Origin of the sequence: Variovorax atrisoli (assembly GCF_014195185.1) — a bacterium.
GTDB lineage: Bacteria > Pseudomonadota > Gammaproteobacteria > Burkholderiales > Burkholderiaceae_C > Variovorax > Variovorax atrisoli.
The window spans coordinates 56,208-80,766 of sequence record NZ_JACIBG010000009.1; the positions used below are offsets into that span (position 1 = coordinate 56,208).

Consider the following 24,559-nt stretch of genomic DNA (forward strand, 5'->3'; position numbering starts at 1 on the left):
AGGAGACAAGGAAGGAAATGAGCATGACCGCTGCATTGACCGAGAGCTACGGCAAGGGCGCCACCGACGTCCCCCTCATCGAACAGACCATCGGCGACTTCTTCGACGACATGGTCGCGAAGCAGCCCGATCGAGAGGCGCTCGTCAGCCGCCATGAAGGCAGGCGCTACACCTACCGCGAACTGCAGGCCGAGTCGAACCGCCTCGCCAGCGCGCTGCTGAAGCTGGGCCTCGTGCCCGGCGACCGCGTCGGCATCTGGTCGCACAACAACGTGCCATGGGTGCTGATGCAGATCGCCACCGCGAAGGCCGGCCTGATCCTGGTCAACATCAACCCGGCCTACCGCACCTCCGAGCTCGAATACGCGCTCAACAAGGTCGGCTGCAAGGCGCTGGTGACGATGGCGCAGTTCAAGACCAGCGACTACCTCGGCATGCTGCGCGAGCTGGGCCCCGCGAAGCTGCCGCAGCTGGCCCACACCTTCTGGATCGATGCGAAGCCCGGCGAGGGCGAGGAGCAGCCCGGCATGCAGCGATTCTCGCAGCTGCTCGCGAGCGGCGACGCCAGCGACCCGCGCGTCGCGCAGGTGCAGAAGACGCTGAAGGCCACCGATCCGATCAACATCCAGTTCACCAGCGGCACCACCGGCTTCCCGAAGGGTGCGACGCTCACGCACCGCAACATCCTGAACAACGGCTTCTTCATCGGCGAGTGCATGAAGCTCTCGCCAGCCGACAGGCTGTGCATCCCGGTGCCGCTGTACCACTGCTTCGGCATGGTGCTGGGCAACCTGGCCTGCCTCACGCACGGCTCGGCCATCGTGTACCCGAACGACGGCTTCGACCCGCTGACGGTGCTGGAGACGGTGCAGGCCGAGAAGTGCACCGCGCTGCATGGCGTGCCTACGATGTTCATCGCCGAACTCGACCATCCGCGCTTCAAGGAATTCGACCTCTCGACGCTGCGCACCGGCATCATGGCGGGCTCGCCGTGCCCCATCGAGGTGATGAAGCGCGTGGTCAGCGAGATGCACCTTGGCGAGATCACCATCGCCTACGGCATGACCGAGACCAGCCCCGTGAGCTGCCAGAGCAGCACCGACACGCCGCTGGACCGCCGCGTGTCGACCGTGGGCACGGTGCAGCCTCACCTGGAGGTGAAGATCGTCGACCCCGAGACCGGCGCGGTCATGCCGCCGGGCAAGTCGGGCGAGCTGTGCACGCGCGGCTATTCGGTGATGCACGGCTACTGGGACGACGAGGCGAAGACCCGCGAGGCCATCGACGCCGAGCACTGGATGCACACCGGCGACCTCGCCACCATGGACGCGGAGGGCTACGTCAACATCGTCGGCCGCATCAAGGACATGGTGATCCGCGGTGGCGAGAACATCTACCCGCGCGAGATCGAGGAGTTCCTCTACCGCCATCCGAAGGTGCAGGACGTGCAGGTGGTCGGCCTGCCCGATCCCAGGTACGGCGAGGAGCTGTGCGCGTGGATCATCGTCAAGCCCGGCCAGAGCGCCACCGAAGACGACATCCGCGAGTTCTGCAAGGGCCAGATCGCACACTACAAGGTGCCGAAGTACATCCGCTTCGTCGCCGAGTTCCCGATGACCGTGACCGGCAAGATCCAGAAGTTCAAGATCCGCGACGAGATGAAGGCGCAGCTGGGGCTGGACGAGGCTCGTACTGCATGAAGACGGATGCCGGACGCGCAGGGCTCGAAGGTTTCGCGAAAGACGCGAAAGGACGACCAGACCGTTCGACTGAATTCTTCGCGTCCTCTGCCTCCTGCCCCCGAATTTGATTCCAACATGACCCAACTCGAAACCAAACTCAACGCCCGCTCGGCGGACTTCCAGGCCAACGCCTCTGCCATGCGCGCACTGGTCGACGACCTGCGCGCACAGTTCGCGAAAGTGGAGCAGGGCGGCGGCGAGGCCGCGCGCGCCAAGCACACGGCACGCGGCAAGCTGCTGCCGCGCGACCGCGTGGCCGAGCTGCTCGACCCGGGCACGCCCTTCCTGGAGATCGCGCCACTGGCCGCGCATGCGATGTACCTCGACGGCAAGGGCGTGGAGTCCGCGCCGGGCGCCGGCATCATCGCGGGCATCGGCCGCGTGAACGGCGTGGACTGCATGATCGTGTGCAACGACGCGACGGTGAAGGGCGGCACCTACTACCCGATGACGGTGAAGAAGCACCTGCGCGCGCAGGAGATCGCCGAGCAGAACCGCCTGCCGTGCATCTACCTCGTCGACTCGGGCGGCGCCAACCTGCCGAACCAGGACGAGGTGTTCCCCGACCGCGAGCACTTCGGCCGCATCTTCTACAACCAGGCCAACATGAGCGCCCAGGGCATCCCGCAGATCGCGGTGGTGATGGGCTCGTGCACGGCCGGCGGCGCCTACGTGCCGGCGATGAGCGACGAATCGATCATCGTGAAGAACCAGGGCACCATCTTCCTGGGCGGCCCGCCGCTGGTGAAGGCTGCCACAGGCGAAGTGGTGACGGCCGAGGACCTGGGCGGCGGCGACGTGCACACGCGCCTGTCGGGCGTGGCCGACCACCTCGCGCAGAACGACCTGCATGCGCTGGCGCTCGCGCGCGCGGCGGTGGCGAACCTCAACGCCAAGGCCGCACCAGCCCCGGCGAAGGCCGAGGTGCGCGAGCCCGCGTACCCGCGCGAGGAGCTCTATGGCGTGATCCCCACCGACACGCGCAAGCCCTTCGACGTGCGCGAGATCATCGCGCGCATCGTCGACGGCAGCGAGTTCCACGAGTTCAAGGCGCGCTTCGGCGCCACGCTGGTCTGCGGCTTCGCCGAGATCGAGGGCATGCCGGTGGGCATCGTCGCCAACAACGGCATCCTGTTCTCCGAATCGGCGCAGAAGGGCGCGCACTTCATCGAGCTGTGCTGCCAGCGCAGGATTCCGTTGGTGTTCCTGCAGAACATCACCGGCTTCATGGTGGGCCGCAAGTACGAGAACGAGGGCATCGCGCGCCACGGCGCCAAGATGGTGACCGCCGTGGCCACCGCCAACGTGCCCAAGTTCACCATCATCATCGGCGGCAGCTTCGGTGCCGGCAACTACGGCATGTGCGGCCGCGCGTACAGCCCGCGCTTCCTCTGGATGTGGCCCAACGCGCGCATCAGCGTGATGGGCGGCGAGCAGGCCGCGAGCGTGCTCGCCACCGTGAAGCGCGACGGCATCGAGGGCAAGGGCGGCAGCTGGAGCAAGGAAGAGGAAGAAGCCTTCAAGGCGCCGATCCGCCAGCAGTACGAAGACCAGGGCCACCCCTACTACGCCACTGCGCGGCTGTGGGACGACGGCATCATCGATCCGGCCGACACGCGCCGCGTGCTGGCGCTGGGCCTGGCCGCTTCGCGCAACGCGCCGGTGCCGGAGCCGAAGTTCGGCATCTTCCGGATGTGAGGCGATGACGCTCGCGCCCATGATCGGCTCAAGGATTCGGCGGATGGCGGCCCTGCTCGGGCTTGCCGCTGCCGCGCTGGCATGCACGCAGGCGCTGGGCGCGGCTGCGCTGCCGGAATCGGTGGTGATGGTGCCGAAGAAGTCCGGCCTGTTCACGACCGAGCTGGAGACCACGATCTACCGGCCCGATGGCGCCGGGCCGTTTCCGATCGCCGTGATCAACCACGGCAAGGCTGGGGGCGATCCGCGCTTCCAGGGCCGCTACAGGCCGCTGGGTGCGGTCCGCTTCTTCCTGGCTCGAGGCTACGCCGTGGTGGTGCCGATGCGGCAGGGCTTCTCCAAATCTTCCGGCAGCTACATCGGCGGCGGCTGCAACGTGGAGAGCAATGGCCGCGAGCAGGCCGGTGACGTTGCTGCCGTTCTCGACTACGTGACGGCGCAACCCTGGGCCGACAAGACGCGCATCGTGGTGGCAGGCCAGTCGCATGGCGGCTGGACCACGCTGGCCTTCGGCACGCTGGACTATCCGGGCGTGAAGGGGCTGATCGACTTCGCCGGTGGGCTCAAGCAGGAGCAATGCGTCGGCTGGCAGCAGGGCCTGATCGGCGCGGCCGGCAGCTACGGCAAGCAGACCGGCGTGCCTTCGCTCTGGTTCTACGGCGACAACGACAGCTACTTCCCGCCCTTCGCATGGAAGGGCATGCACGAGAGCTACACGGCTGCGGGCGGCAAGGCGAGGCTGATCGCCTTCGGCACCTTCGGAGGCGACTCGCATTCGATGTTCGGTGCTGCTGACGGCGCACGCATCTGGCAGCCTGAGGTCGCCAGGTTCCTGCGCGAGATCGGCCTGCCCGACGAACCGCGCGCGGAGTTCGCGCGCTACGAAGCGGAACCGCCGATGCCGGCCAGCGGCTATGCGGCGCTCGATGAGATGGAACGCCTGCCGGACCAGAGCGCAGCCGCGCTCGATGGCTACCGCGTCTTCCTGGGCAAGTCGTCTCCCCGCGCCTTCGCCGCCAGCGCGCAGGGCGGCTGGGGCTCCGCCTGGGGCGGAGAGGATCCGCGCGGCCGCGCCATGGAAAGCTGCGCGCGCAAGGCGCGGTCCGGCGGATGCCAGCTCTATGCCGTCGACGGCAACGTCGTCTGGAAATCGACACCATGAACGAATACACCAAGCTCCAACTGAACTTCGAAGGCGCCATCGCCCGCATCTGGCTCGACCAGCCCGATGCGCGCAACGCCTTCGACGACGTCGTCATCGCCGAACTCACGCGTGCCTTCACCGAAGCCGGTGCCGCGCCGCAGGTCAAGGCCGTCGTGCTGGGCGCGAACGGCCCGGCCTTCTGCGCGGGCGCGAACCTCAACTGGATGCGCCGCATGGCCGACTACACGCGCGACGAGAACATCGCCGACGCGGGCAAGCTGGCCGCGATGCTGCGCACCATCGCCGAGTGCCCCAAGCCGACGATCGCGCGCGTGCAGGGCGATGTGTACGCGGGCGGCATGGGCCTCGTTGCCGCATGCGACATGGCGGTGAGCGTCGATACCGCCTGGTACTGCCTGAGCGAAGTGAAGATCGGCCTCGTGCCCGCGACCATCAGCCCGTACGTGCTGCGCACGATGGGCACGCGCGCCTCGCAGCGCTACTTCCTCACGGCAGAGCGCTTCACCGCGGCGGAGGCGCATCGGATCGGCTTCGTGCACGAAGTGGCGAGCGCGGACGCGCTCGATGCGAAGGTCGACGAGCTCGTGAAAGCACTGACCGGTGCGAGCCCTGCCGCGGTGCGCGCCTGCAAGCAGTTGATCGCCGACGTGGCCGGCCGCGAGATCGACGATGCGCTGATGGCGAAGACTGTCGAGGGCATCGCCGACATCCGCGCGAGCGACGAAGGCCGCGAAGGCGTGCAAGCCTTCCTGCAGAAGCGCAAGCCCTCGTGGCTCGAAGCGAACAAGTCCTGAAGACCCATCCTCCGGAGGTCGCGCCATGAACACCAGCCTCGACATGCCGCAGCTGCTCGCACTGGCCGCTGCCATCGGCTGGGCCAGCGGCGTGCGGCTCTACCTGGTCGTGCTGCTGACGGGCCTGGCCGGCTACTTCGGCTGGGTGCCGCTGCCGGGCGGGCTGCAGTTGCTGGCGCATCCGGTGGTGATCGCAGCCAGCGGCTTCATGGTCTTCATCGAATTCTTCGCCGACAAGATCCCCGGCCTCGATTCGCTGTGGGACGTCGTGCACACGGCGATCCGCATCCCGGCGGGCGCGGCGCTCGCGGCCAGCGTGTTCGGTGTGGACCACGGCGTGATGGCGATCGTCGCGGCGCTGCTGGGCGGCAGTTTCGCGGCCACGGCGCATGCGGCCAAGGCCACGACGCGCGCGGCCATCAACACTTCGCCCGAGCCGTTCTCGAACGTCGGCGCCTCTCTGGCGGAAGACACGATGGTGCCCGCGGGGCTGTGGCTCGCGGTGGCGCACCCCTTCGTCTTCCTCGTGCTGTTCGTGCTGGTGCTTGTGGCGAGCGTGTGGCTCATCCGCAAGAGCTGGCGCTTCCTCAAGGCGCTGTTCGCCCGCGTGGCCCGCATCTTCAGCGGCCGGCCCGATCCGGGCGTGGTGCCCGCGTTTCAACTGAAAAAGAATCCTCCGGGAGACACTCCGAATGTTTAAGAAGATCCTCATTGCGAACCGTGGCGACCAGCCGCGAAGCGGCGCAGCGGCGAAACCAGATTGCCTGGCACGCGCAGCGTGCGCAGGCGATTCCACCGCGAAAGTCCACCATGTTTAAAAAAATCCTTATCGCCAATCGCGGTGAAATCGCCTGCCGAGTTGCCGCGACTGCCCGCCGCATGGCGATCCGCACGGTCGCCGTGTATTCCGATGCCGACGCGCACGCCAACCACGTGCGCGCCTGCGACGAGTCGGTGCACATCGGAGGCAGCGCGCCGAAGGACAGCTACCTGCGCTGGGAAAAGATCCTCGAGGCCGCCAAGGCCACGGGCGCAGAGGCTGTGCACCCGGGCTACGGCTTCCTGAGCGAGAACGAGGAGTTCGCGCAGGCCTGCGCCGACGCCGGGCTGGTCTTCATCGGCCCGCCGCCCTCGGCCATCAAGGCGATGGGCCTGAAGGCCGAGTCGAAGCAGCTGATGGAGAAGGCCGGCGTGCCGCTGGTGCCCGGCTACCACGGCCACGACCAGAACCCGCAGCTGCTGCAGCGCGAGGCGGACCGCATCGGCTACCCGGTGCTCATCAAGGCCAGCGCGGGCGGCGGCGGCAAGGGCATGCGCGCGGTCGACAAGGCCGAAGACTTCGCAGCCGCGCTCGCCTCGTGCCAGCGCGAGGCCATCAACAGCTTTGGCGACGACGCGGTGCTGATCGAGAAGTACGTGCAGCGCCCGAGGCACATCGAGATCCAGGTGTTCGGCGACACGCACGGCAACTACGTCTACCTGTTCGAGCGCGACTGCTCGGTGCAGCGGCGCCACCAGAAGGTGCTCGAAGAGGCGCCCGCGCCCGGCATGACGGAAGCGATGCGCAAGCAGATGGGCGAGGCGGCAGTGGCGGCAGCGCGCGCCGTGAACTACGTGGGCGCGGGCACTGTGGAGTTCATCGTCGAGCAGCGCGAGGGCGGCGAGATGAACTTCTTCTTCATGGAGATGAATACGCGGCTGCAGGTGGAGCATCCGGTGACCGAGGCCATCACGGGCCAGGATCTCGTCGAATGGCAACTGCGCGTGGCCTCCGGCGAGGCGCTGCCCGCGAAGCAGTCGGAACTGCAGATCCACGGCCATGCCATCGAGGCGCGCATCTGCGCCGAGAACCCCGACAACAACTTCCTGCCGGCCACAGGCACGCTGCGCGTCTACCGCAAGCCGCAGGCCACCGCCTTCCAGCGCAGCCGCGTACGCATCGACGACGGCGTGCGCGAGGGCGGCGAGATCTCGCCCTTCTACGACTCGATGATCGCCAAGCTGATCGTGCACGGCTCCACGCGCGAGGAAGCGCTGGCCCGGCTCGATGCGGCGCTGGCACAGGTGCAGATCGTGGGCGTGGCGACCAACGTGCAGTTCCTGCGCGGCATTTTGGCGACGCAGTCGTTCTCGAAGGCCAACCTCGACACCGCGCTGATCGAGCGCGAGCGGGCGGTGCTGTTCGACCGAGAGCCGCTGGGGCTGCCGCTGGCCGCGGCCGCCGCGATCACGCGCACGCTGATCGCCGAATGGCCCGGCAAGTTGCCCGAGCCCTTCGCGCGGCGCGACGGATGGCGCTCGCTGGGCGAGTACCGGCGGCACTTCGACTTCGAGTTCCGCGGTGCCGAACAGACCGCCGTGCTGACCTACAGGCGCGACGGCAGCCTGTGGCTCGAAGCCGGCGGTGCCGAAGGTCCGCTGGTCATCGGCCAGTTCCCGACCGGCGAGTTCGAGGTGGAGTTCGCAGGCAGCCGCCAGACGCTCGACGTGCACCTCGATGGCTCCGTGGCCCACGTCTTCGCCTCGAAGGGCGCGACGAAGATCACCGCCATCGACCGGCTGGCCCACGCGGGCGACACGCAGGCCGAAGGCGGCCGGCTCACCGCGCCGATGCCGGGCAAGGTGGTGTCCTTCGCAGTCAAGGCCGGCGACAAGGTCAGCCGCGGCCAGCCGCTGGCGGTGATGGAGGCCATGAAGATGGAGCACACCATCGCCGCGCCGGCCGACGGCACGGTGGAGGAGCTGATGTTCGCGCCGGGCGAGCAGGTGGCCGAGGGCGACGAACTGCTGCGCATGAGCGCGGCGGCGGTGGCGGCTGCCTGAAAAAAATTTAACCCCGTTGCGGGCGCCCCCCCGTATCAGCTGCGGTAGTCAACATTCAAGGGAACACCTTCCATGACCTATCGCATGCCCACTTTCTCCGTCCGCCGCCATGCGGGCATCGCCCTGCTGGCCCTTTTGGCCCTGTCGGCCGCGCTGTCGCTGGCGGGATGCAACCGCAACGGCGGCGAAACCGGCGTGGTCGCCGAATCGGCTCCGCCGCCGGCGCCCATGCAGGCCGCGGCCGGCTATGCCGGCGGCATGGCCATGAAGGACCAGCGCATGCGCTCGGTCGAGCCTGCCGCCGAGCCTTCGGCCTCCGAAGCACAACAGGACGGCACGCCCCTGCAGCGCTTCCTGGCCGTGCGCCAGGATCTGAGCGTCGAGGTGCCGGCCGAGCAACTGGCCGATGCCTGGGGCAAGGTGCGCGACCTGTGCGGTACGCTGAAGTGCGAGCTGCTGTCGTCGTCGCTGCTGCGCGAGACGCCGCAGCAGCCCGGCAATGCCATGCTGGAGATGCGCGTGGAGCCCGCCGACGTCGACAGGCTGCTCGGCGGCCTCGCCGGCGTGGCCAGCGTGGTCTCGCACACCACCACCAGCGAGGACAAGACCGCCGAGGTGATCGACGTCGAGGCCCGCATCAAGAACCGCACCGAGTTCCGCGACAGCCTGCGCACGATGCTGCGCGACACCGTCACCAAGCGCACCATGACCGACCTGCTGGCCATCCAGCGCACGCTGTCGGACACCCAGGCCGAGCTCGACGCCATCGCCACGCAGCGCAAGGTGCTGGCGCAGCAGACCAGCAAGCAGCACATCCAGATCCAGTTCACGGCCAAGCGGGCGCTGGTGAGCAGCGGCGACGGCTACAGCCCGATGCGCAATGCGCTGCGCAACGCGGGCTCGGTGCTGTCTGAAAGCGTGGGCTCGCTCATCACCTTCATCGCGGCGGTGCTGCCCTGGCTGCTGCTGGTGGTGCTGCCGCTGGGCTGGCTGGCGCGGGTGCTGTGGCGCCGCCGCCGCGCCAGCTAAGAATCAGTCAGTAAGATCGCGCACCTACCGCTTCAAGGCCTTTTGTTTTAAAGGCACCCATTCGCGCAGGAGCCTTCTTCCCGATGCCGGACCCGTTACGCCTCTATGTGGACGCCCAGTTCGTCAGCCCCTATGCCATGTCCGTGTACGTGGCGCTGCACGAGAAGCAACTGGACTTCCACATCTCCGCCGTCGACCTGGGGGCGCTGGAGCACCGGGCGGCCGGCTTCTCGCAGCTGTCCCTGACCCAGCGCGTGCCGACGCTGTTGCACGGCGATTTCGCGCTCTCCGAATCGTCCGCCATCACCGAGTACATCGACGAGACCTTCGCCGGCATCGCGCTGTATCCGCGCGACCCTCAGGCGCGCGCCCGTGCGCGGCAGCTGCAGGCCTGGCTTCGCAGCGACCTGATGGCGGTGCGCCAGGAGCGCTCCACGGAGGTGATCTTCTACGGCCCGGCCGGCGTGCCGCTGTCCGCAGCCGCCCACCATGCGGCCAAGACGCTCTTCCAGGTCGCACAGGCGCTGCTGCCCGAAGGTGCCGAGAACCTGTTCGGCGACTGGTCGATCGCCGACGTCGACCTGGCGCTGATGCTCAACCGCCTGGTCATGAACGGCGATGCCGTGCCGAAGCGGCTGGCGTCCTACGCCGACCGCCAGTGGCAGCGGCCCTCGGTGCAGCGCTGGGTGGCGCTGGAGCGGCCGCCGCGCTGAGCCTGCGGCGGCGGCGAATCCGTCAGCCCACCACCACTTCGCTGACCTGCGACACCGGCGCGATGTCGGTGTAGTTCTTCACGTCGCCCAGGATCTCCTTCGCGTGCGGGCCGAAGGACTTCTGGAAGGATTCGATCGATTCGGCGAAGACGTGGCACATGGCGACGTAGGCGGGCGCGGAGCCCGGCGCGCCGCCGGCGAGGCCCTTGTCGATGGTGTACGAGAGGCAGGCATCGCCCATGCGGGCCTTGAGCAGGGGCATGTGCTTGTCGCGGTAGTAGTCGTGATCGAACCGTGCGCCGGGGGTGTGGGGGTACATCACGCTGAACTTGATCATTGCAGGAGTCTCCGGAGGTGGGCGTTCGAGGATAGGAGATGGTCCATGCCCCCACAACCCGGGGGCGATGCCGGGGCGACGCGGGCGCGACCCGGCGCGAGCGTGGGCAGGCCCTAAGATGCGCGCCCATGCGAATCACCGTCTACCTCACCGACAACCGCCCCGAACCCTGGGTCGAAGGCCTGAAGGCCGAACTCCCCGATGCCGTCATCGAAGCCTGGAAGCCCGGCGCGCCGCAGGCCGACCATGCCGTGGTGTGGGCGCCGCCGCAGGAGTTCCTCGACGAGCAGCCGAAGCTGCGCGGCATCTTCAACATCGGCGCGGGCGTCGATGCGCTGCTCAAGCTGAAGGTGCCGGCGCACACGCGCATCGTGCGGCTCGACGACGCGGGCATGTCGGTGCAGATGGCCGAGTACGTCTGCCACACGCTGATCCGCCACTTCCGCGAGTTCGACGTCTACGAGGCCGATGCACGCGAGGGCAAGTGGAGCTACCGCAAGCCGAAGATGCGGCGCGACTTCCCGGTGGGCATCATGGGGCTGGGCGTGCTCGGCGAGCGCGTGGCGAAGGCCGTGGGCCAGTTCGAGTTCCCGGTGCTGGGCTGGAGCCGCTCGCCGAAGCAGATCGAGGGCGTGCGTGTGTTCAGCGGGGAGGCGCAGTTCGACGAGTTCCTGTCGTCCACGCGCGTGCTGGTCAACCTGCTGCCGCTGACCGATGCGACGCGCGGCATCCTCAACCGCGACACGCTGGGCAAGCTGAAGCCCGAGGGCTATCTCATCAGCATCGCGCGCGGCGGCCACCTGGTGGAGGACGACCTGATCCCGCTGCTTGACGCCGGCCGGCTCGCGGGGGCGACGCTCGACGTGTTCCAGGTCGAGCCGCTGCCTTCCGACCACGCCTTCTGGCGCCATCCGAAGATCACCGTGACGCCGCACGGCTCGGCGCGCACGCTGCGCGAGGAGTCCATCGCGCAGATCGCCGGGAAGATCCGCGCGATGGAGCAGGGGCTGCCGATCTCTGGCGTGGTCGATCCGGCGCGCGGCTACTGACGACGGGGGCACGGCCTCCCTCCGGGCCCGCCGGAGTGCATCGCGGGCAGGGGAAACCCTGAAACATTGATTTTTCACAAGTATGAAAATCTTTTCATGACTGTGAAAACTGCGTTTCGGGTGATCGAGATCGTCGAGCTCTTCGCCCGGGAGAAGCAGCCGCTGGCTCTTTCCGAGATGGCGCGGCTGCTCGACATGCCGGTGTCGAGCTGCCTGGGCCTGATCCGCACGCTCGAGGAGCAGGGCTACATGTACGAGACCGGCCGCCGCCAGGGCTACTACCCGACCGGCCGGCTGCTGGCGATGGCGCAGGTCATCGCCGCCCACGACCCGGTGCTCGACCGGGTGAAGGCCACGCTCGAGGAACTGCGCGACGCCGCGCGCGAGACGGTGGTCTTCGGCAAGTTCCGCGACGCGGGCCAGGTGGTGTACCTGGAGGTGCTGAGCGCGCCGCAGAGCATCCGCTACACGGCAGAGTCGGGCGAGACGCGCCCGGCCTACGCCAACTCCATCGGCCGCGCGCTGCTGTCCACGATGGACCCCGATGAGCGCCGCCGGCTGCTCGAAGGCGCGACGCTCGCGCCGCTGACCGACGCCACGCTCACCACTGCCGAGGCCATCGAGGCCGAGCTGCAGCGCTCCGCCGTCCGCGGCTGGTACGGCAACGTCGGCGAGAGCATTCCCGACCTGATCGGCCTGGCGTGGCCGCTGCGCATCGGCGGCGAGGCCTATGCCATTTCCGTGGCCGGCCCGCGCTACCGCATGGAGGCACGCATCGAGGAGATCGCCGCGATGCTGCGCTCCGCCTGCCTCGCCATCGAACCCAAGAACGAAAGCCCCCGATGACAGCAACGACCGCCGCAACCCCCCGCTATTTCGTCCGCGAAGCCGAGATCGCCGGCTACCACCCCGCCAACCACACCGGCACGCTGAACAAGCGCCTCATCGGCCCCGAGACCGTGGGCGCGAAGCAGCTCGAGGTGCTGGTGGGCCACATCCAGAAGGGCAAGGGCGCTCTGCCGCACGCGCACCCGGGCATCGAGCAGGTCTGCTACATGCTCGAAGGCCGCGCGGTCGCCGAGGTGGGCGGCCAGCGGCAGGAACTGCACCCGGGCGACAGCTGCTTCTTTCCCGCCGACGCGATGCACACCTTCACCGTGGTGAGCGACGAGCCGGTGCGCGTGCTGGTGATCTACAGCCCGCCCTACGAGGAATCGCCGGAGCGCGTGATCCGGCCCTGAGAACCGACAGCACAACAACCGGAGACAAAGCATGCAGACAACGAAGAACGCGACCGGGCAACCGGCCGCGATGGCGAACCGTCGCCGTTTCATTTCCATCGGCGCGGCCGCGGGCCTCGCGGGTGCCATGCCCTGGGCCTTCGCGCAGGACGGCTACCCCAGGCAGCCGATACGCATCGTCGTGCCCTTCGCCGCCGGCAGCGGCACCGACGCGGTGGCGCGCATCGCGGGGCAGATGCTCGGCGATGCGCTGAAGGGCTCGGTCATCATCGACAACAGGGCGGGCGCCAACGGCGTGATCGCGGCCGAGTACGTCGCCAAGGCGGCGCCCGACGGCTACACGCTGTTCATGACGACCAACACCACGCACTCGGCCAACCCGAGCCTGATGAAGTCGCTGCCCTACGACCCGGTGAAGGACTTCGCGCCGGTCAGCCGCATGGGCAACCTGCCCTTCATGCTGGTGGTGAACAACGACCTGCCCGTGAAGAGCGTGGCCGAGCTGCTGGCCTGGGGCCGCGCGCACCCGGGCAAGCTCACCTACGCGAGCGGCAACAGCACCGGCATCGTCAGCGGCGCCACGCTCTCGCGCATGAGCGGCGTGCCGATGCTGCACGTGCCCTACAAGAGCACGCCGCCCGCCATCGCCGACCTGATCGGCGGGCAGGTGTCGATGATGGTGGTCGACCTCGCCGCGGGCCTGGCCACGGTGAAGGCCGGCAAGATGCGCGCGATCGCCGTCACCACGCAGGAGCGCACCAAGCTCTTCCCCGAGCTGCCGCCGCTGGCCGACACGCCCGAGCTCAAGGGCTTCGACATCACCTCGTGGAACGGCGTGTTCGCGCCGGCCGGCACACCGCGCGACATCGTGCTGAAGCTCAACAAGGTGCTGGCCGAGATGGCGAACGGCCCGGTGTTCCGCGAGCGCGTGGCGAAGCTGGGCTTCGACGCCTTCGGCAGCACGCCGGAAGAGCTGGGCGCGTTCACCGTGTCGGAGCTGGCGAAGTGGAAGAAGCTGATCCAGGCCGCAGGCATTCAACCCGAATGAGCGAGCCGAATTTCTCCCTCCCCCGCTGGGGGAGGGCAGGGGTGGGGGCAAGCGGCGTACCCGATGGGCGCTCTGCCTGCCCCCATCCCAGCCTTCCCCCAGAGGGGGAAGGAGCCACGACCAAGACATGAACACCTCCGGACCTCTTCAAGGCATCCGCATCCTCGACCTCACGGCCGTGGTGATGGGCCCCTACGCCACGCAGACGCTGGGCGACCTCGGCGCCGACATCGTGAAGGTCGAGCCGCCCGGCGGCGACAACCTGCGCGCCGTCGGGCCGATGCGCAACCCGGGCATGGGGGCGATGGCGATGCACCTCAACCGCAACAAGCGCTCCATCGTGCTCGACCTCAAGCAGCCCGAGGGCCGCGAGGCCTGCCTGCGGCTCGCAGCGGGCTGCGACGCGCTGATCTACAACACGCGGCCGCAGGCGATGGCACGGCTCGGGCTCGGCTACGAGGCGGTGTCGGCGGTGAACCCGAAGATCGTCTACCTCGGCGCCTTCGGCTATGGCGAGCAGGGGCCCTATGCAGGCAAGCCGGCCTACGACGACCTGATCCAGGGGGCGGCCGGCGTCGCCTCTCTCTTCGCGCAGCAAAGCGGCGGCGCGCCGCGCTATGCGCCCGTCACGCTGGCCGACCGCGCGGTGGGGCTGCAGGCGGCCATCGCGCTGCTCGCGGCCGTGCTGCACGCGCAGCGCACCGGCAAGGGGCAGGCGGCCGAGGTGCCGATGTTCGAGGCGCTGTCGCAGTTCGTGATGGGCGACCACCTCGGCGGCCACAGCTTCGAGCCGCCGCTGGGCCCCACCGGCTACGCGCGCCTGCTCGCGCCGCACCGCAAGCCCTACGCCACGGCCGACGGCTACCTCAGCGTGCTGATCTACAACGACAAGCACTGGCAGGCCTTCTTCGACGTGATCGGCCGGCCCGAGCTGCGCGGCTCGCCGATTTTCGGCACGCACACGGCGCGCGCCGCGAACATCGGCGCGGTGTATGCCTTCGTGGCCGAGGTGATGGCCACGCGCACCAGCGACGAATGGTTCGCCGCGCTGGCCGGCGCCGACATCCCGGTCGCGCGCCTGCACAGCACCGAGAGCCTGCTCGACGACCCGCACCTGCGCGCCGTCGGCTTCTATCCCGAGCTCGACCATCCGAGCGAAGGCCGCATCCGCACGCTCGCGCCGGTCGGCCGCTACAGCGCCACGCCGGCCGCCATCCGCCGGCCGGCGCCGCGCATCGGCGAGCAGAGCGTGGAGCTGCTGCGCGAGGCGGGCTATGGCGACGAGGCCATCGAACGCATGCTCGAGCGCGGCGTCACGCTGCAACCGGAACCCACGAAAGACAGCGAAGAATGAACTTCTCCCTCAACGAAGACCAGCGCTCGCTGGTCGCCGCCATCGAACGCCTCTGCGAGGACTTCCCCATCGACTACTGGCGCGACCACGACGACCGCGCCGTGTTCCCGCACGAGTTCCATCGCGCCGTGGCCGAGAGCGGCTGGCTCGGCATCGCCATGCCCGAGGCGCAGGGCGGCGCGGGGCTCGGCATCACCGAGGCGGCGCTGATGATGCGCGCCATCAGCGCATCGGGCGCGGGCATGTCGGGCGCGTCGTCGGTGCACATGAACATCTTCGGACTCAACCCGGTGGTGGTGTTCGGCAGCGAAGCGCAGCGCCAGCGCTTCCTGCCGCCGCTGATTGCGGGCACCGAGAAGGCCTGCTTCGCGGTGACCGAGCCCGATGCGGGGCTCGACACCACCCGCCTCAAGACGCAGGCCGTGCGCCAGCCCGGCGGCGGCTATCTGCTGCACGGCCGCAAGATCTGGATCTCGACCGCGCAGGTGGCCGACCGCATGCTGATCCTCACGCGCACCACGCCGCTCGACCAGGTGAAGAAGCCCACGCAGGGCCTCACGCTCTTCTACACGCCGCTGGACCGCAGCAAGGTCGAGGTGCGAGAGATCCACAAGCTCGGCCGCGCGGCGGTGGACTCCAACATGCTCTTCATCGACGGGCTTGAGGTGCCGGAGGAGGACCGCATCGGCGAGGAGGGCCGGGGCTTCGAGTACATCCTGCACGGCCTCAACCCCGAGCGCATATTGATCGCGGCGGAAGCCATCGGCATCGGCCGCGCCGCGCTGCGCATCGCCTCGCAGTACGCGCAGGAGCGCATCGTGTTCGGCCGCCCCATCGGCCAGAACCAGGGCGTTGCGCATCCGCTGGCGCGCGCCTGGGCCAACCTGGAGGCGGCCGACCTGATGATGCTCAAGGCCGCCACGCTCTACGACGCGGGCGAGCCCTGCGGCACCGAGGCCAACGCCGCCAAGTACCTCGCTGCAGAGGCGGCGCACGACGCCTGCCAGAACGCGGTGCTCACGCTCGGCGGCATGGGCTACGCGAAGGAATACCATGTGGAGCGTCTGCTGCGCGAGAGCTACATCCCGCGCATCGCCCCCGTCAGCCCGCAGATGATCCTGAACTTCATCGCCGAGAAGGCGCTGGGGCTGCCCAAGTCGTACTGATCTCTTCTCTCGAGCCATGAACACCGTCACCCGCCATCTCTTGATCCGCGGCCTCGTGCAGGGCGTGGGCTACCGCTGGTCGATGGTGCAGGCGGCCAGGCGGATCGGGCTGCGCGGCTGGGTTCGCAACCGGCGCGACGGCAGCGTGGAGGCGCTGGCGGCCGGCGAGGCTTCCGCGGTGGAGGAGCTGATCCGATGGGCGCGTCGCGGACCGCAGGGCGCGCGCGTCGATGCGCTCGACGCGGGCGAACCGGCTGGCGCCATCGCGGCCCAGGCGCTGCCCGACGGCTTCGAGCAGAGGGAGACGGCCTAGCAACAGCTGGCTGGCGCCATTTGCAACCTCGCAGGCGCGCATTGCTACCTTCCCCGACTGCCGCCGCGGACAGGGGATTTCCATGTGGCCGACAATCCAGGGCGGTCTTCCATCCTCCAGCGATACAAGAGACATCCCCATGAAACTCCCCACCAAAGTCCAGCTCGTCGACGTCGGCCCGCGCGACGGCCTGCAGAACGAGAAGCAGCCCGTGTCCGCCGAAGTGAAGATCGGCCTCGTGCACCGCCTGCAGGATGCGGGCCTGAAGGAGATCGAGGTCACCAGCTTCGTGAGCCCGAAGTGGGTGCCGCAGATGGCCGACAACGCCGAGGTGATGCACGGCATCGAACGCAGGCCCGGCGTGCGCTATTCGGTGCTCACGCCCAACATGAAGGGCTTCGAGGCGGCCATCGCCGCACCGCGCGAGGAGTGGCCCGACGAGATCGTGGTGTTCGGCGCGGCGAGCGAGGCCTTCAGCCAGAAGAACATCAACTGCTCCATCGCCGAGAGCATCGAGCGCTTCGCACCGGTGGTGGCCGCGGCGCTCGAAAAGGGCATCCAGGTGCGCGGCGCGATGTCGTGCACGGTCGGCTGCCCCTACGAGGGCGAGATCGCGCCGGCCAAGGTCGGCTACCTCGCCCAGCTGATGAAGGGCATCGGCGTGCAGCGCGTGGACGTGGCCGACACCATCGGCGTGGGAACGCCGCGCAAGGTGCAGGCAGCGATGGAGGCCACGCTGGCGCACTTCGGCGTCGACGCCATCTCCGGCCACTTCCACGACACCTACGGTCAGGCGCTGGCCAACACGCTGGCGGCGCTCGAGCTGGGCGTGTGGAACTTCCAGTCGTCCTCGGCCGGCCTGGGTGGCTGCCCCTACGCGAAGGGCGCGACGGGCAACGTGGCGACGGAGGACGTGGTCTACATGCTGCACGGCATGGGCATCGAGACCGGCATCGATCTCGACCGGCTCATCGACGCGGGCGTCTATATCAGCGAGGCACTCGGCCGCGAGCCGAACTCGCGCGCGTCGAAGGCCATCCGCACGAAGCGGGCCGGCTGAATTTCCTTGTCGATTGCTGTATTGAATGAAGGGGAGTAGGTAGTGGATCTGCATGTCTGGCTTGCATTCCTGGTGGCCAGTTGCGTCATCGCTGTGTCGCCCGGTTCTGGCGCTGTGCTCAGCATGAGCCACGGGCTCAGCTACGGTGTGCGGCGCACCACGGCGACCATCGTCGGGCTGCAGCTGGGGCTCGCGGTGATCCTGCTGGTGGCCGGGCTCGGCGTGGGCGCGGTGCTCACCGCCTCGGCCAGCGCCTTCCTGGTCGTCAAGGTGGTCGGTGCGTGCTATCTGCTGTGGCTGGGCTGGCGCCAGTGGCGCGCCCCCGTCGCGAAGATCGAGGGAGACGCGGCGGAGGCGGCCGAGCCCGACCTCAGCGCATCGCAGCGCGTGCTGCGCGGCTTCCTGACCAACGTGACCAACCCCAAGGGCATCGTCTTCATGGCGGCCGTGCTGCCGCAGTTCATCCAGCCGACCCGGCCCCTGTGGCTGCAGCTGCTGGTGCTGCTGGCCACGACGGTGATGGTCGACGTGACCGTGATGCACGGCTATGCCTGGCTGGCCGCGCGGCTGCAGGGCATGCTGCGCAGCGTGCGTGCGCGCCGGGCGCAGAACCGCGTCTTCGGCGGCGTGCTGATGGCCATGGGCGCGATGCTGTTCATGTTCAAGCGCAGCGCCTGAGGGCGCCCCTTCTCAGCCTGATAGATTCGAAGCCATCATGTGCGGATCCGAACTCCATAAGCTCCCCGAAGGCGTCCAGCGCGTTTCCCGCGCCCTGCAGGATGCCGGCCATCCCCATTCCCCACGCATGCTCGACGACGCCTGCCGCACTGCGCAGCAGGCGGCCGACGCGCTCGGCATCTCGGTCGGGCAGATCGCCAAGAGCATCATCTTCCGGCGCAAGAGCGACGAGTCGGCGGTGCTGGTCATCACCTCGGGCGACAAGCGCGTGGACGAGAAGAAGGTCGATGCGCTGGTCGGCAAGACCGGCCGTGCCGACGCCGACTTCGTGAAGTCGCGCACCGGCTTCACCATCGGCGGCGTGTCGCCCGTGGGCCACCTGACGCCGCCCGTGGTGCTGATCGACCGCGAGCTCTTCCGCTTCGAGGAGATCTGGGCGGCAGCCGGCCATCCGCACGCGGTGTTCCAGCTGCGCCCGCACGACCTCGAGAAGCTCACCGGCGCGCCGGTGGCCGACGTGGTGTGAACTTCGCGGAAGCCGAGACGCTGGCCGAACGAGCCGTGGCGGTGCAGGCCGCGGCGGGCGACGTGCCTTCGCCGTGCTGCTCGGTCTGCCGCATGGATCGCCTGAGCGGCTTCTGCGAAGGCTGCCTGCGCACCATCCCCGAGATCGCGGGCTGGAGCAAGATGGAAGACGAGACCCGGCGCCACGTGTGGCGGGCGATCGAGCTGCGGGCCAAGGCCGGCATCTGGCGCGTGCCCGCGGCGAATCCAGGAGACAGCAGCCCATGAAGCACATCGACTTCCATCTCGACTTCATCTCTCCGTATGCGCATCTCGCCTTCGAGCACCTGCCGCAGGCGCTCGAGGGGCTGAGCTACAGCGTCGCCTACAGGCCGGTGCTGCTGGGCGCGCTGCTCAAGCAGCACGGCCAGCTCGGACCGGCGGAGATTCCGTCGAAGCGCAGCTGGACCTATCGCCACGTGCTCTGGCTCGGCCGCACCCACGGCATCGAGATCCGCATGCCGGCCTCGCATCCCTACAACCCGCTGGCGCACCTGCGGCTGGCGGTCGCCACGAGCGACGACGGCACCATCAGCCGCCTTGTGGCCGAGACCATCTTCCGCCACGTCTGGCGCGGCGGCGAGGAAGCCGCGGACCCGGCGCGCCTTGCCGCGCTCACCGGGCAGCTCAAGCCCAAGCGCGACGCGAACAGCGACGAGAGCAAGGCCCTGCTCAAGCGCAACACGGACGAGGCCCTGCAGCAGGGCGTCTTCGGCACGCCGACCTACGTGGTCGACGGGCGCCTGTTCTGGGGCTTCGACGGCCTGCAGATGCTGCGCGCCTACCTCGCGGGCGACGCGTGGTTCGACGGCCCGGACTGGGCTTCGTCCGACCAGCGCCCGGCCTTGCTGCGCAGCAGCAAGCCCGCCTGAGGACAAACCCGCGGTACGCGGGAAAGCGCCCCGATTTCCTACAGGCTGAAACGAGCCGCGCGGGTTTCACCCTAGAACGTAAGCGCCGGTTCAGTTTCGCGAAAGGATCGGGTCAGTCGCGTCTCCAAGAATGCCTTCACGGTCCCGGATGCCGGGTGCCGCAATGAACGCAAACACAGGAGACGACCAATGGCAGCCACACTAGATTCGAGGGGAGTGCCGCACCCGGCCCCCCGGCCCATGTCCTCGGAGGAGAAGAAAGTCATCTTTGCCTCCTCGCTCGGCACCGTGTTCGAGTGGTACGACTTCTACCTCTACGGCTCGCTGGCCGCGATCATCGCGAAGCAGTTCTTCAGCGGCCTCGATGCGGGCGCTGCCTTCATCTTCGCGCTGCTGGCCTTCGCGGCGGGCTTCCTGGTGCGTCCGTTCGGCGCTATCGTGTTCGGCCGGCTGGGCGACATGATCGGTCGCAAGTACACCTTCCTGGTGACCATCCTGATCATGGGCCTGTCGACCTTCATCGTCGGCCTGCTGCCGAGCTACGCGACCATCGGCGTCGCGGCGCCGGTGATCCTGATCGCGCTGCGCATGCTGCAGGGCCTCGCGCTCGGCGGCGAGTACGGCGGTGCCGCCACCTACGTGGCCGAGCACGCGCCGCACGGCAAGCGCGGCGCCTACACCTCGTGGATCCAGACCACCGCCACGCTCGGCCTGTTCCTGAGCCTGCTGGTGATCCTGGGCGTGCGCGAGTTCATGGGCGAGGCCGCGTTCAACGACTGGGGCTGGCGCGTGCCGTTCCTGGTGTCGATCCTGCTGCTGGGCATCTCGGTGTGGATCCGCCTGACGCTGTCGGAGTCGCCCGCCTTCCAGAAGATGAAGGCCGAGGGCAAGACCTCGAAGGCGCCGCTGGCCGAATCCTTCGGCCAGTGGAAGAACCTGAAGATCGTGATCCTGGCGCTGGTGGGCCTGACGGCCGGCCAGGCGGTGGTCTGGTATTCGGGCCAGTTCTACGCGCTCTTCTTCCTGACCGCGCAGCTGAAGGTCGACGCGACCACGGCCAACCTGATGATCGCCGCCGCGCTGCTGCTGGGCACGCCCTTCTTCGTGGTGTTCGGCACGCTGTCGGACAAGATCGGCCGCAAGCCGATCATCATGGCCGGCTGCCTGCTGGCCGTGGTCACCTACTTCCCGGTCTTCAAGATGCTGACCGAAGCTGCCAACCCCGACCTGGCCCGCGCCCAGGCCACCGCCGGCGTGACGGTGACGGCCGACCCCGCGACCTGCTCCTTCCAGGGCAACCCGGTGGCACGCGAGATCGACTTCAAGAGTTCCTGCGACATCGCCAAGCGCTACCTGGTGCAGAACTCGGTGAGCTATGAGAACGTGGCCGGCGCGCCGGGCTCGAAGGCCATCGTGAAGATCGGCGACAAGTCGATCGAGGCGCCCATCGGCAACGTCGTCAATTCCAAGTTCGACGAGAACTCCACCAAGGAGATCGCCGCCTTCAAGAAGGGCGTGGCCGAGGACCTGAAGGTCGCGGGCTACCCCGCCAAGGCCGACCCCGCGAAGATGAACAAGGTGCTGACGGTGGTGCTGCTGTTCTGGCTGGTGCTGCTGGTGACCATGGTCTACGGTCCGATCGCCGCGATGCTGGTCGAGCTCTTCCCCACGCGCATCCGCTACACCTCGATGAGCCTGCCGTACCACATCGGCAACGGCTGGTTCGGCGGCCTGCTGCCGACCACCGCCTTCGCCATCGTGGCCTCGACCGGCAACATGTTCAACGGCCTGTGGTATCCGATCATCATCGCCGGCATCACGCTGGTGGTGGGCACGCTGTTCATCCGCGAAACCAAGGACGTGGACATCTACGCCAACGATTGATTGACCCCCAGGCTTCGCGCACTTCGTGTGCTTCGCCAACCCCCTCTCCGAGGGGGCGACACCAGCGGCCCGGCAGAGCCGGTTCCGCGGTGTTCCTTGCGAAATACCGAGACCGCCTTTTCTGCCTGTTCAACAAAGAGGCTTCATGCCGACCGCATGAGGCCTTTTTCTTGAACCATCCAGGAGACAAAACCCATGTGGAAACTCGTCGTCGGCTTCGTCATCTTCGCCGCCATTGCCCTGTACGTGATCTCGAAGGCCGGTGACAAGGTCGACATGTCGGGCGAGAAGCATGGTGGCGACACCACCACGCACGAGCCCGCGCCCGCCGCAGCGCCGAAGTAGGCCCGAGGATTCTTCGGCCGGAACACCGCGGAACCGGCTTTGCCGGGCCGCAGGTGTTGCCCCCGGTAGGGGGTGGAGAGGCGACACGAAGTGCGCGAAGCCTGGGGGCGAGCCTATCGCTTGAATCGGCCGTCGCTCACGATCGAGAGGTCGACGTAGTCGATCCCCGTGTGGTCGGTCGGCGAGTAGCTGACGTCGAGCCCGCCGCCCACGTCGTACTGGAAGCTGTTGAGCGTGGCGATCAGCTTCGCGCGCGTGGGCTTCGGGCCCGTGCGGCGCAGCGCCTCCACCATCACCTTCGTGGCGACGAAGCCTTCGAGCAGTGCAGGCGAGAGCTCGTTCTGGCCCTTGGCCTTGGCCAGCGCCAGCGCTTCCTTGATGAGCGGATGGCCGAAGGCGCGCTCGTAGGGCAGCACCTGCGTGACGATCACGCCCGCACTGGCCGAGCCCAGTTCCTTGATGAAGCCGGAGGCCGCGTTGTTCGACAGCGTGATGATCTGCGCCGCCGAGCCCGCCGCGCGCAGCGCCTTGATGCCGTCGGTCACGGCGGTGCCGGAGCCGATCCACAGCACCGCCTGCGCGTTGGCCTTGGTGAGCTGCGGCACGATGGCCGCGTAGTCGGGCTTGCTGCGGTCGGCCAGCGCCACCACGGCCGGCTTCAGGTTGGCCTTCTCGAAGCCCTTGCTCGCGCCTTCCATCGCGTCCTTGCCGAAGGAGTCGTCGGCCTGCACGACGGCGATGCGCTGGATGCCGGTGGTCTGCAGGTGCTGCACCGCCTTCTCGGCCTCGCGCTGGTAGGTCGAGCGCACGTTGAAGATGTTCTTCTGCACCGGCTTGTGCAGCGCCATCGCGCCGGTGGAGGGGCCGACCAGCGGCACGCCGTGCTTGTCGAGCAGCGGGATCACCGCGAGCGTGTTCGGTGTGCCGCGGTTCAGCAGCAGCGCGAGCACCTTCCTGTCCTCGATGAGCACGCGCGTGTTCTCCAGCGAGCGCTTCGCGTCGAGGCCGTCGTCCATGCGGATCACCTCGATCTGCTCGCCGTTGATGCCGCCCTGCGCGTTGACCTGGTCGATGACCAGTTGCGAGCCCAGGATGGTTTCCTTCACGCTGGCGGCCACCGGGCCCGAGAGGTCGGCCGACTGGCCGATCAGTATCTGGGCCGCCGCGCCCGGCGCCGCCAGGGCGAACAACAGCGCAGCGGCGCAGGACGTGAGCGTCTTCTTCATCGAGCGAAGCCTTTCCGGGGCGGGTGCCTGTGTCAGAAACTGTGTAATGTGTTGCTGAACGTCACTTGTTGCCAGTTGACGCAAACCCTGTCAAACCAAGGTTTCCAGCGCCCGGAAAAAAAAGCGGCCCGCCGGTGCGCCGGCGGGCCGTTCAAACTCGCCCCTTCCGGGGCGGGGACTCAACGCTTGAAGCGACCGTCGCTGATGATCGACAGGTCCGCGAAATCGATGCCGCTGTGGTCGGTGGGCGAGTAGCTCACTTCGAGCCCGCCGCCGAGGTCGTAGCCGCGCAGGCCGTCGAGGGCGGCCACCATCCTGGCCCGCGTGGGCTTGGGCCCGGCGCGGCGCAGCGCCTCCACCAGCACCTTGGCCGATGCGAAGCCTTCGAGCGCGGCGGGCGACAGCTCCGACTGGCCCTTGGCCTGTGCGAGCGCCAGGGCTTCCTTCACCATCGGATGGCCCAGCGAGCGCTCGTTGGGAAACACCTGCGTCACGATGACGCCCTTGCTCGCGTCGCCCAGCTGCTTGATGAAGCCCGACGAGGCGTTGTTCGACAGCGTGACCACCTGCGCGGCCGAACCCGCGGCGCGCAGCGCCTTGATGCCGTCCACCACGGCCACGCCGGAGCCGATCCACACCACCGCCTGCGCGTCTGCGCCCTTGATGGCGGGCACGATGGTCTTGTAGTCGGGCTTGTCGCGGTCGGCCGGAATGGTCACGGTGGGTTTCGCCTTGCCCTTGGCGAAGCCGGTCATCGCGCCTTCGAGCGCGTCGGCGCCGAAGGAGTCGGTCACGTGCACGACCGCGATGCGCGTGAGGCCGATGGTCAGCAGGTGCTGCACCGCCTTCTCGGCCTCGCGCTGGTAGGTGGCGCGCACGTTGAAGACGTGCTTCTGCAGCGGCTTGTGCAGCACCATCGCGCCGGTGGAGGGGCCGATGAGCGCCACGTCGTACTTGTCGAGCCAGGGAATGATCGCCTGCGAGTGCGGCGTGCCGCGGCTCATGAAGAGTGCCAGCACCTTCCTGTCCTCGATCAGCACGCGCGCGTTCTCGCTGGCGCGCTTCACGTCGAAGCCGTCGTCCATGCGCAGCACCTCGATCTTCTCGCCGTGGATGCCGCCCTGCGCGTTGGCCGCGTCGATCACGAGCTGCGCGCCGCCGATGGTCTCGTTCACGCTCGCGGCCACCGAGCCGGTCATGCCGGCGGTCTGGCCGATCAGGATCTGGGCCGACGCGCCGAGCGCGCTGAAGGCCAGCAGGGCTGCGGCGCAGAGCGTGCGTGTTCTCTTCATGGAGTCCTTTCGAGGCAATGCAGTCGCGCTGTCAGGCAACGATGCAAACAAATGTGGTATTTGTTTCTGAAAGTGTCCTGAATGCCATCAGGACAAACCCCTGCGCGGCCATCGCCCTTGTGACCTAGTGCGCAGACCCGTCACGGACCACTCCCTAGAATGTTTG

Annotated in this window: 25 protein-coding genes; 22 read left to right on the forward strand and 3 right to left on the reverse strand. The window is 68.3% G+C overall.

Annotated features, from left to right (window positions below; translation table 11 throughout):
- Positions 1 to 17 precede the first annotated feature (17 nt).
- The 8 genes from FHY06_RS27455 to yfcF all read left to right on the forward strand — a co-directional run bounded on the left by FHY06_RS27455 (position 18) and on the right by yfcF (position 9,964).
- Positions 18 to 1,700 carry an AMP-binding protein gene (locus FHY06_RS27455; protein WP_184606985.1) on the forward strand — a complete coding sequence of 561 codons (1,683 nt, stop codon included), beginning with the start codon at positions 18 to 20 and terminating at the stop codon, positions 1,698 to 1,700.
- A 117-nt stretch (positions 1,701 to 1,817) separates the two neighbouring features.
- Positions 1,818 to 3,440 carry a carboxyl transferase domain-containing protein gene (locus tag FHY06_RS27460; RefSeq protein WP_019656409.1) on the forward strand — a complete coding sequence of 541 codons (1,623 nt, stop codon included), beginning with the start codon at positions 1,818 to 1,820 and terminating at the stop codon, positions 3,438 to 3,440.
- A 43-nt stretch (positions 3,441 to 3,483) separates the two neighbouring features.
- On the forward strand, positions 3,484 to 4,602 hold the full coding sequence (locus FHY06_RS27465; RefSeq protein ID WP_184606986.1) for a dienelactone hydrolase family protein: 1,119 nt from the start codon (positions 3,484 to 3,486) through the stop codon (positions 4,600 to 4,602).
- Positions 4,599 to 5,399, forward strand: a complete 801-nt coding sequence (locus tag FHY06_RS27470; RefSeq protein ID WP_184606987.1) for an enoyl-CoA hydratase/isomerase family protein — start codon at positions 4,599 to 4,601, stop codon at positions 5,397 to 5,399. The genes FHY06_RS27465 and FHY06_RS27470 overlap by 4 nt, the downstream gene beginning before the upstream one ends.
- A 25-nt stretch (positions 5,400 to 5,424) precedes the next feature.
- On the forward strand, positions 5,425 to 6,099 hold the full coding sequence (locus FHY06_RS27475; RefSeq protein ID WP_019656406.1) for a DUF4126 domain-containing protein: 675 nt from the start codon (positions 5,425 to 5,427) through the stop codon (positions 6,097 to 6,099).
- 110 nt (positions 6,100 to 6,209) lie between these two features.
- Positions 6,210 to 8,222 (forward strand): acetyl-CoA carboxylase biotin carboxylase subunit, encoded by a 2,013-nt coding sequence (locus FHY06_RS27480; protein WP_132800918.1) that lies wholly within the window; start codon positions 6,210 to 6,212, stop codon positions 8,220 to 8,222.
- A gap of 72 nt (positions 8,223 to 8,294) precedes the next feature.
- Positions 8,295 to 9,251 carry a DUF4349 domain-containing protein gene (locus tag FHY06_RS27485; protein WP_184606988.1) on the forward strand — a complete coding sequence of 319 codons (957 nt, stop codon included), beginning with the start codon at positions 8,295 to 8,297 and terminating at the stop codon, positions 9,249 to 9,251.
- A gap of 83 nt (positions 9,252 to 9,334) precedes the next feature.
- Positions 9,335 to 9,964, forward strand: coding sequence for a glutathione transferase (gene yfcF, locus FHY06_RS27490; RefSeq protein ID WP_126184810.1), 630 nt, complete (start codon positions 9,335 to 9,337; stop codon positions 9,962 to 9,964).
- 22 nt (positions 9,965 to 9,986) lie between these two features.
- Here the strand turns inward: yfcF and FHY06_RS27495 are convergent, their stop codons facing one another.
- A complete protein-coding gene (locus FHY06_RS27495; RefSeq protein ID WP_019656402.1) occupies positions 9,987 to 10,301 on the reverse strand; it encodes an EthD family reductase in 315 nt (104 codons plus the stop codon).
- Between the two features lie 128 nt (positions 10,302 to 10,429).
- Between FHY06_RS27495 and FHY06_RS27500 the strand changes: the two genes are divergently transcribed.
- From FHY06_RS27500 to FHY06_RS27565, 14 genes are all read left to right on the forward strand, one after another.
- Positions 10,430 to 11,350 (forward strand): 2-hydroxyacid dehydrogenase, encoded by a 921-nt coding sequence (locus tag FHY06_RS27500; protein WP_019656401.1) that lies wholly within the window; start codon positions 10,430 to 10,432, stop codon positions 11,348 to 11,350.
- Between the two features lie 96 nt (positions 11,351 to 11,446).
- Positions 11,447 to 12,196, forward strand: a complete 750-nt coding sequence (locus FHY06_RS27505) for an IclR family transcriptional regulator (protein ID WP_132753390.1) — start codon at positions 11,447 to 11,449, stop codon at positions 12,194 to 12,196.
- The gene (locus FHY06_RS27510) at positions 12,193 to 12,591 is read left to right on the forward strand and encodes a cupin domain-containing protein (protein ID WP_019656399.1); all 399 of its coding nucleotides are present in this window, start codon (positions 12,193 to 12,195) and stop codon (positions 12,589 to 12,591) included. Before FHY06_RS27505 ends, FHY06_RS27510 begins: the two co-directional genes overlap by 4 nt.
- A gap of 31 nt (positions 12,592 to 12,622) precedes the next feature.
- The gene (locus FHY06_RS27515; protein ID WP_132800912.1) at positions 12,623 to 13,639 is read left to right on the forward strand and encodes a Bug family tripartite tricarboxylate transporter substrate binding protein; all 1,017 of its coding nucleotides are present in this window, start codon (positions 12,623 to 12,625) and stop codon (positions 13,637 to 13,639) included.
- Between the two features lie 127 nt (positions 13,640 to 13,766).
- Positions 13,767 to 14,993: a CaiB/BaiF CoA transferase family protein gene (locus FHY06_RS27520; RefSeq protein WP_184606989.1), complete on the forward strand. Its 1,227-nt coding sequence runs from the start codon at positions 13,767 to 13,769 to the stop codon at positions 14,991 to 14,993.
- Positions 14,990 to 16,159 carry an acyl-CoA dehydrogenase family protein gene (locus FHY06_RS27525; RefSeq protein ID WP_184606990.1) on the forward strand — a complete coding sequence of 390 codons (1,170 nt, stop codon included), beginning with the start codon at positions 14,990 to 14,992 and terminating at the stop codon, positions 16,157 to 16,159. Before FHY06_RS27520 ends, FHY06_RS27525 begins: the two co-directional genes overlap by 4 nt.
- Positions 16,160 to 16,175: 16 nt before the next feature.
- Positions 16,176 to 16,472, forward strand: a complete 297-nt coding sequence (locus FHY06_RS27530) for an acylphosphatase (RefSeq protein ID WP_126184805.1) — start codon at positions 16,176 to 16,178, stop codon at positions 16,470 to 16,472.
- 139 nt (positions 16,473 to 16,611) lie between these two features.
- The gene (locus FHY06_RS27535; protein ID WP_019656395.1) at positions 16,612 to 17,532 is read left to right on the forward strand and encodes a hydroxymethylglutaryl-CoA lyase; all 921 of its coding nucleotides are present in this window, start codon (positions 16,612 to 16,614) and stop codon (positions 17,530 to 17,532) included.
- Between the two features lie 42 nt (positions 17,533 to 17,574).
- Entirely contained in the window at positions 17,575 to 18,210 is a 636-nt protein-coding gene (gene rhtB / locus FHY06_RS27540) for a homoserine/homoserine lactone efflux protein (RefSeq protein WP_019656394.1), read from the forward strand.
- A 37-nt stretch (positions 18,211 to 18,247) separates the two neighbouring features.
- A complete protein-coding gene (locus tag FHY06_RS27545) occupies positions 18,248 to 18,736 on the forward strand; it encodes a YbaK/EbsC family protein (RefSeq protein WP_019656393.1) in 489 nt (162 codons plus the stop codon).
- The gene (locus FHY06_RS27550) at positions 18,733 to 19,002 is read left to right on the forward strand and encodes a DUF1289 domain-containing protein (RefSeq protein ID WP_019656392.1); all 270 of its coding nucleotides are present in this window, start codon (positions 18,733 to 18,735) and stop codon (positions 19,000 to 19,002) included. The genes FHY06_RS27545 and FHY06_RS27550 overlap by 4 nt, the downstream gene beginning before the upstream one ends.
- A complete protein-coding gene (locus tag FHY06_RS27555; RefSeq protein ID WP_184606991.1) occupies positions 18,999 to 19,646 on the forward strand; it encodes a 2-hydroxychromene-2-carboxylate isomerase in 648 nt (215 codons plus the stop codon). The genes FHY06_RS27550 and FHY06_RS27555 overlap by 4 nt, the downstream gene beginning before the upstream one ends.
- Before the next feature lie 189 nt (positions 19,647 to 19,835).
- Positions 19,836 to 21,530, forward strand: a complete 1,695-nt coding sequence (locus FHY06_RS27560; RefSeq protein ID WP_019656390.1) for an MFS transporter — start codon at positions 19,836 to 19,838, stop codon at positions 21,528 to 21,530.
- 195 nt (positions 21,531 to 21,725) lie between these two features.
- A complete protein-coding gene (locus FHY06_RS27565; protein WP_019656389.1) occupies positions 21,726 to 21,875 on the forward strand; it encodes a hypothetical protein in 150 nt (49 codons plus the stop codon).
- Positions 21,876 to 21,988: 113 nt separating this feature from the next.
- Here FHY06_RS27565 and FHY06_RS27570 read toward each other — a convergent pair whose 3' ends face one another.
- A complete protein-coding gene (locus FHY06_RS27570; RefSeq protein ID WP_126184800.1) occupies positions 21,989 to 23,101 on the reverse strand; it encodes an ABC transporter substrate-binding protein in 1,113 nt (370 codons plus the stop codon).
- Between the two features lie 179 nt (positions 23,102 to 23,280).
- On the reverse strand, positions 23,281 to 24,393 hold the full coding sequence (locus FHY06_RS27575; RefSeq protein WP_132753404.1) for an ABC transporter substrate-binding protein: 1,113 nt from the start codon (positions 24,391 to 24,393) through the stop codon (positions 23,281 to 23,283).
- Positions 24,394 to 24,559: the final 166 nt, after the last annotated feature.

Excerpts from the sequence above, each read along its gene's own strand:
- FHY06_RS27465 (WP_184606986.1), top strand. The coding sequence starts at position 3,484 with ATGGCGGCCCTGCTCGGGCTTGCCGCTGCCGCGCTGGCATGCACGCAG.
- FHY06_RS27470 (WP_184606987.1), top strand. The coding sequence starts at position 4,599 with ATGAACGAATACACCAAGCTCCAACTGAACTTCGAAGGCGCCATCGCC.
- FHY06_RS27530 (WP_126184805.1), top strand. The coding sequence starts at position 16,176 with ATGAACACCGTCACCCGCCATCTCTTGATCCGCGGCCTCGTGCAGGGC.
- FHY06_RS27545 (WP_019656393.1), top strand. The coding sequence starts at position 18,248 with ATGTGCGGATCCGAACTCCATAAGCTCCCCGAAGGCGTCCAGCGCGTT.
- FHY06_RS27565 (WP_019656389.1), top strand. The coding sequence starts at position 21,726 with ATGTGGAAACTCGTCGTCGGCTTCGTCATCTTCGCCGCCATTGCCCTG.
- FHY06_RS27570 (WP_126184800.1), bottom strand. The coding sequence starts at position 23,101 with ATGAAGAAGACGCTCACGTCCTGCGCCGCTGCGCTGTTGTTCGCCCTG.
- FHY06_RS27475 (WP_019656406.1), top strand. The coding sequence starts at position 5,425 with ATGAACACCAGCCTCGACATGCCGCAGCTGCTCGCACTGGCCGCTGCC.
- FHY06_RS27535 (WP_019656395.1), top strand. The coding sequence starts at position 16,612 with ATGAAACTCCCCACCAAAGTCCAGCTCGTCGACGTCGGCCCGCGCGAC.
- yfcF (WP_126184810.1), top strand. The coding sequence starts at position 9,335 with ATGCCGGACCCGTTACGCCTCTATGTGGACGCCCAGTTCGTCAGCCCC.
- FHY06_RS27460 (WP_019656409.1), top strand. The coding sequence starts at position 1,818 with ATGACCCAACTCGAAACCAAACTCAACGCCCGCTCGGCGGACTTCCAG.
- FHY06_RS27485 (WP_184606988.1), top strand. The coding sequence starts at position 8,295 with ATGACCTATCGCATGCCCACTTTCTCCGTCCGCCGCCATGCGGGCATC.
- FHY06_RS27575 (WP_132753404.1), bottom strand. The coding sequence starts at position 24,393 with ATGAAGAGAACACGCACGCTCTGCGCCGCAGCCCTGCTGGCCTTCAGC.
- FHY06_RS27520 (WP_184606989.1), top strand. The coding sequence starts at position 13,767 with ATGAACACCTCCGGACCTCTTCAAGGCATCCGCATCCTCGACCTCACG.
- FHY06_RS27560 (WP_019656390.1), top strand. The coding sequence starts at position 19,836 with ATGGCAGCCACACTAGATTCGAGGGGAGTGCCGCACCCGGCCCCCCGG.
- FHY06_RS27505 (WP_132753390.1), top strand. The coding sequence starts at position 11,447 with ATGACTGTGAAAACTGCGTTTCGGGTGATCGAGATCGTCGAGCTCTTC.
- FHY06_RS27480 (WP_132800918.1), top strand. The coding sequence starts at position 6,210 with ATGTTTAAAAAAATCCTTATCGCCAATCGCGGTGAAATCGCCTGCCGA.
- FHY06_RS27455 (WP_184606985.1), top strand. The coding sequence starts at position 18 with ATGAGCATGACCGCTGCATTGACCGAGAGCTACGGCAAGGGCGCCACC.
- FHY06_RS27500 (WP_019656401.1), top strand. The coding sequence starts at position 10,430 with ATGCGAATCACCGTCTACCTCACCGACAACCGCCCCGAACCCTGGGTC.
- FHY06_RS27525 (WP_184606990.1), top strand. The coding sequence starts at position 14,990 with ATGAACTTCTCCCTCAACGAAGACCAGCGCTCGCTGGTCGCCGCCATC.
- FHY06_RS27555 (WP_184606991.1), top strand. The coding sequence starts at position 18,999 with ATGAAGCACATCGACTTCCATCTCGACTTCATCTCTCCGTATGCGCAT.
- FHY06_RS27495 (WP_019656402.1), bottom strand. The coding sequence starts at position 10,301 with ATGATCAAGTTCAGCGTGATGTACCCCCACACCCCCGGCGCACGGTTC.
- FHY06_RS27510 (WP_019656399.1), top strand. The coding sequence starts at position 12,193 with ATGACAGCAACGACCGCCGCAACCCCCCGCTATTTCGTCCGCGAAGCC.
- FHY06_RS27515 (WP_132800912.1), top strand. The coding sequence starts at position 12,623 with ATGCAGACAACGAAGAACGCGACCGGGCAACCGGCCGCGATGGCGAAC.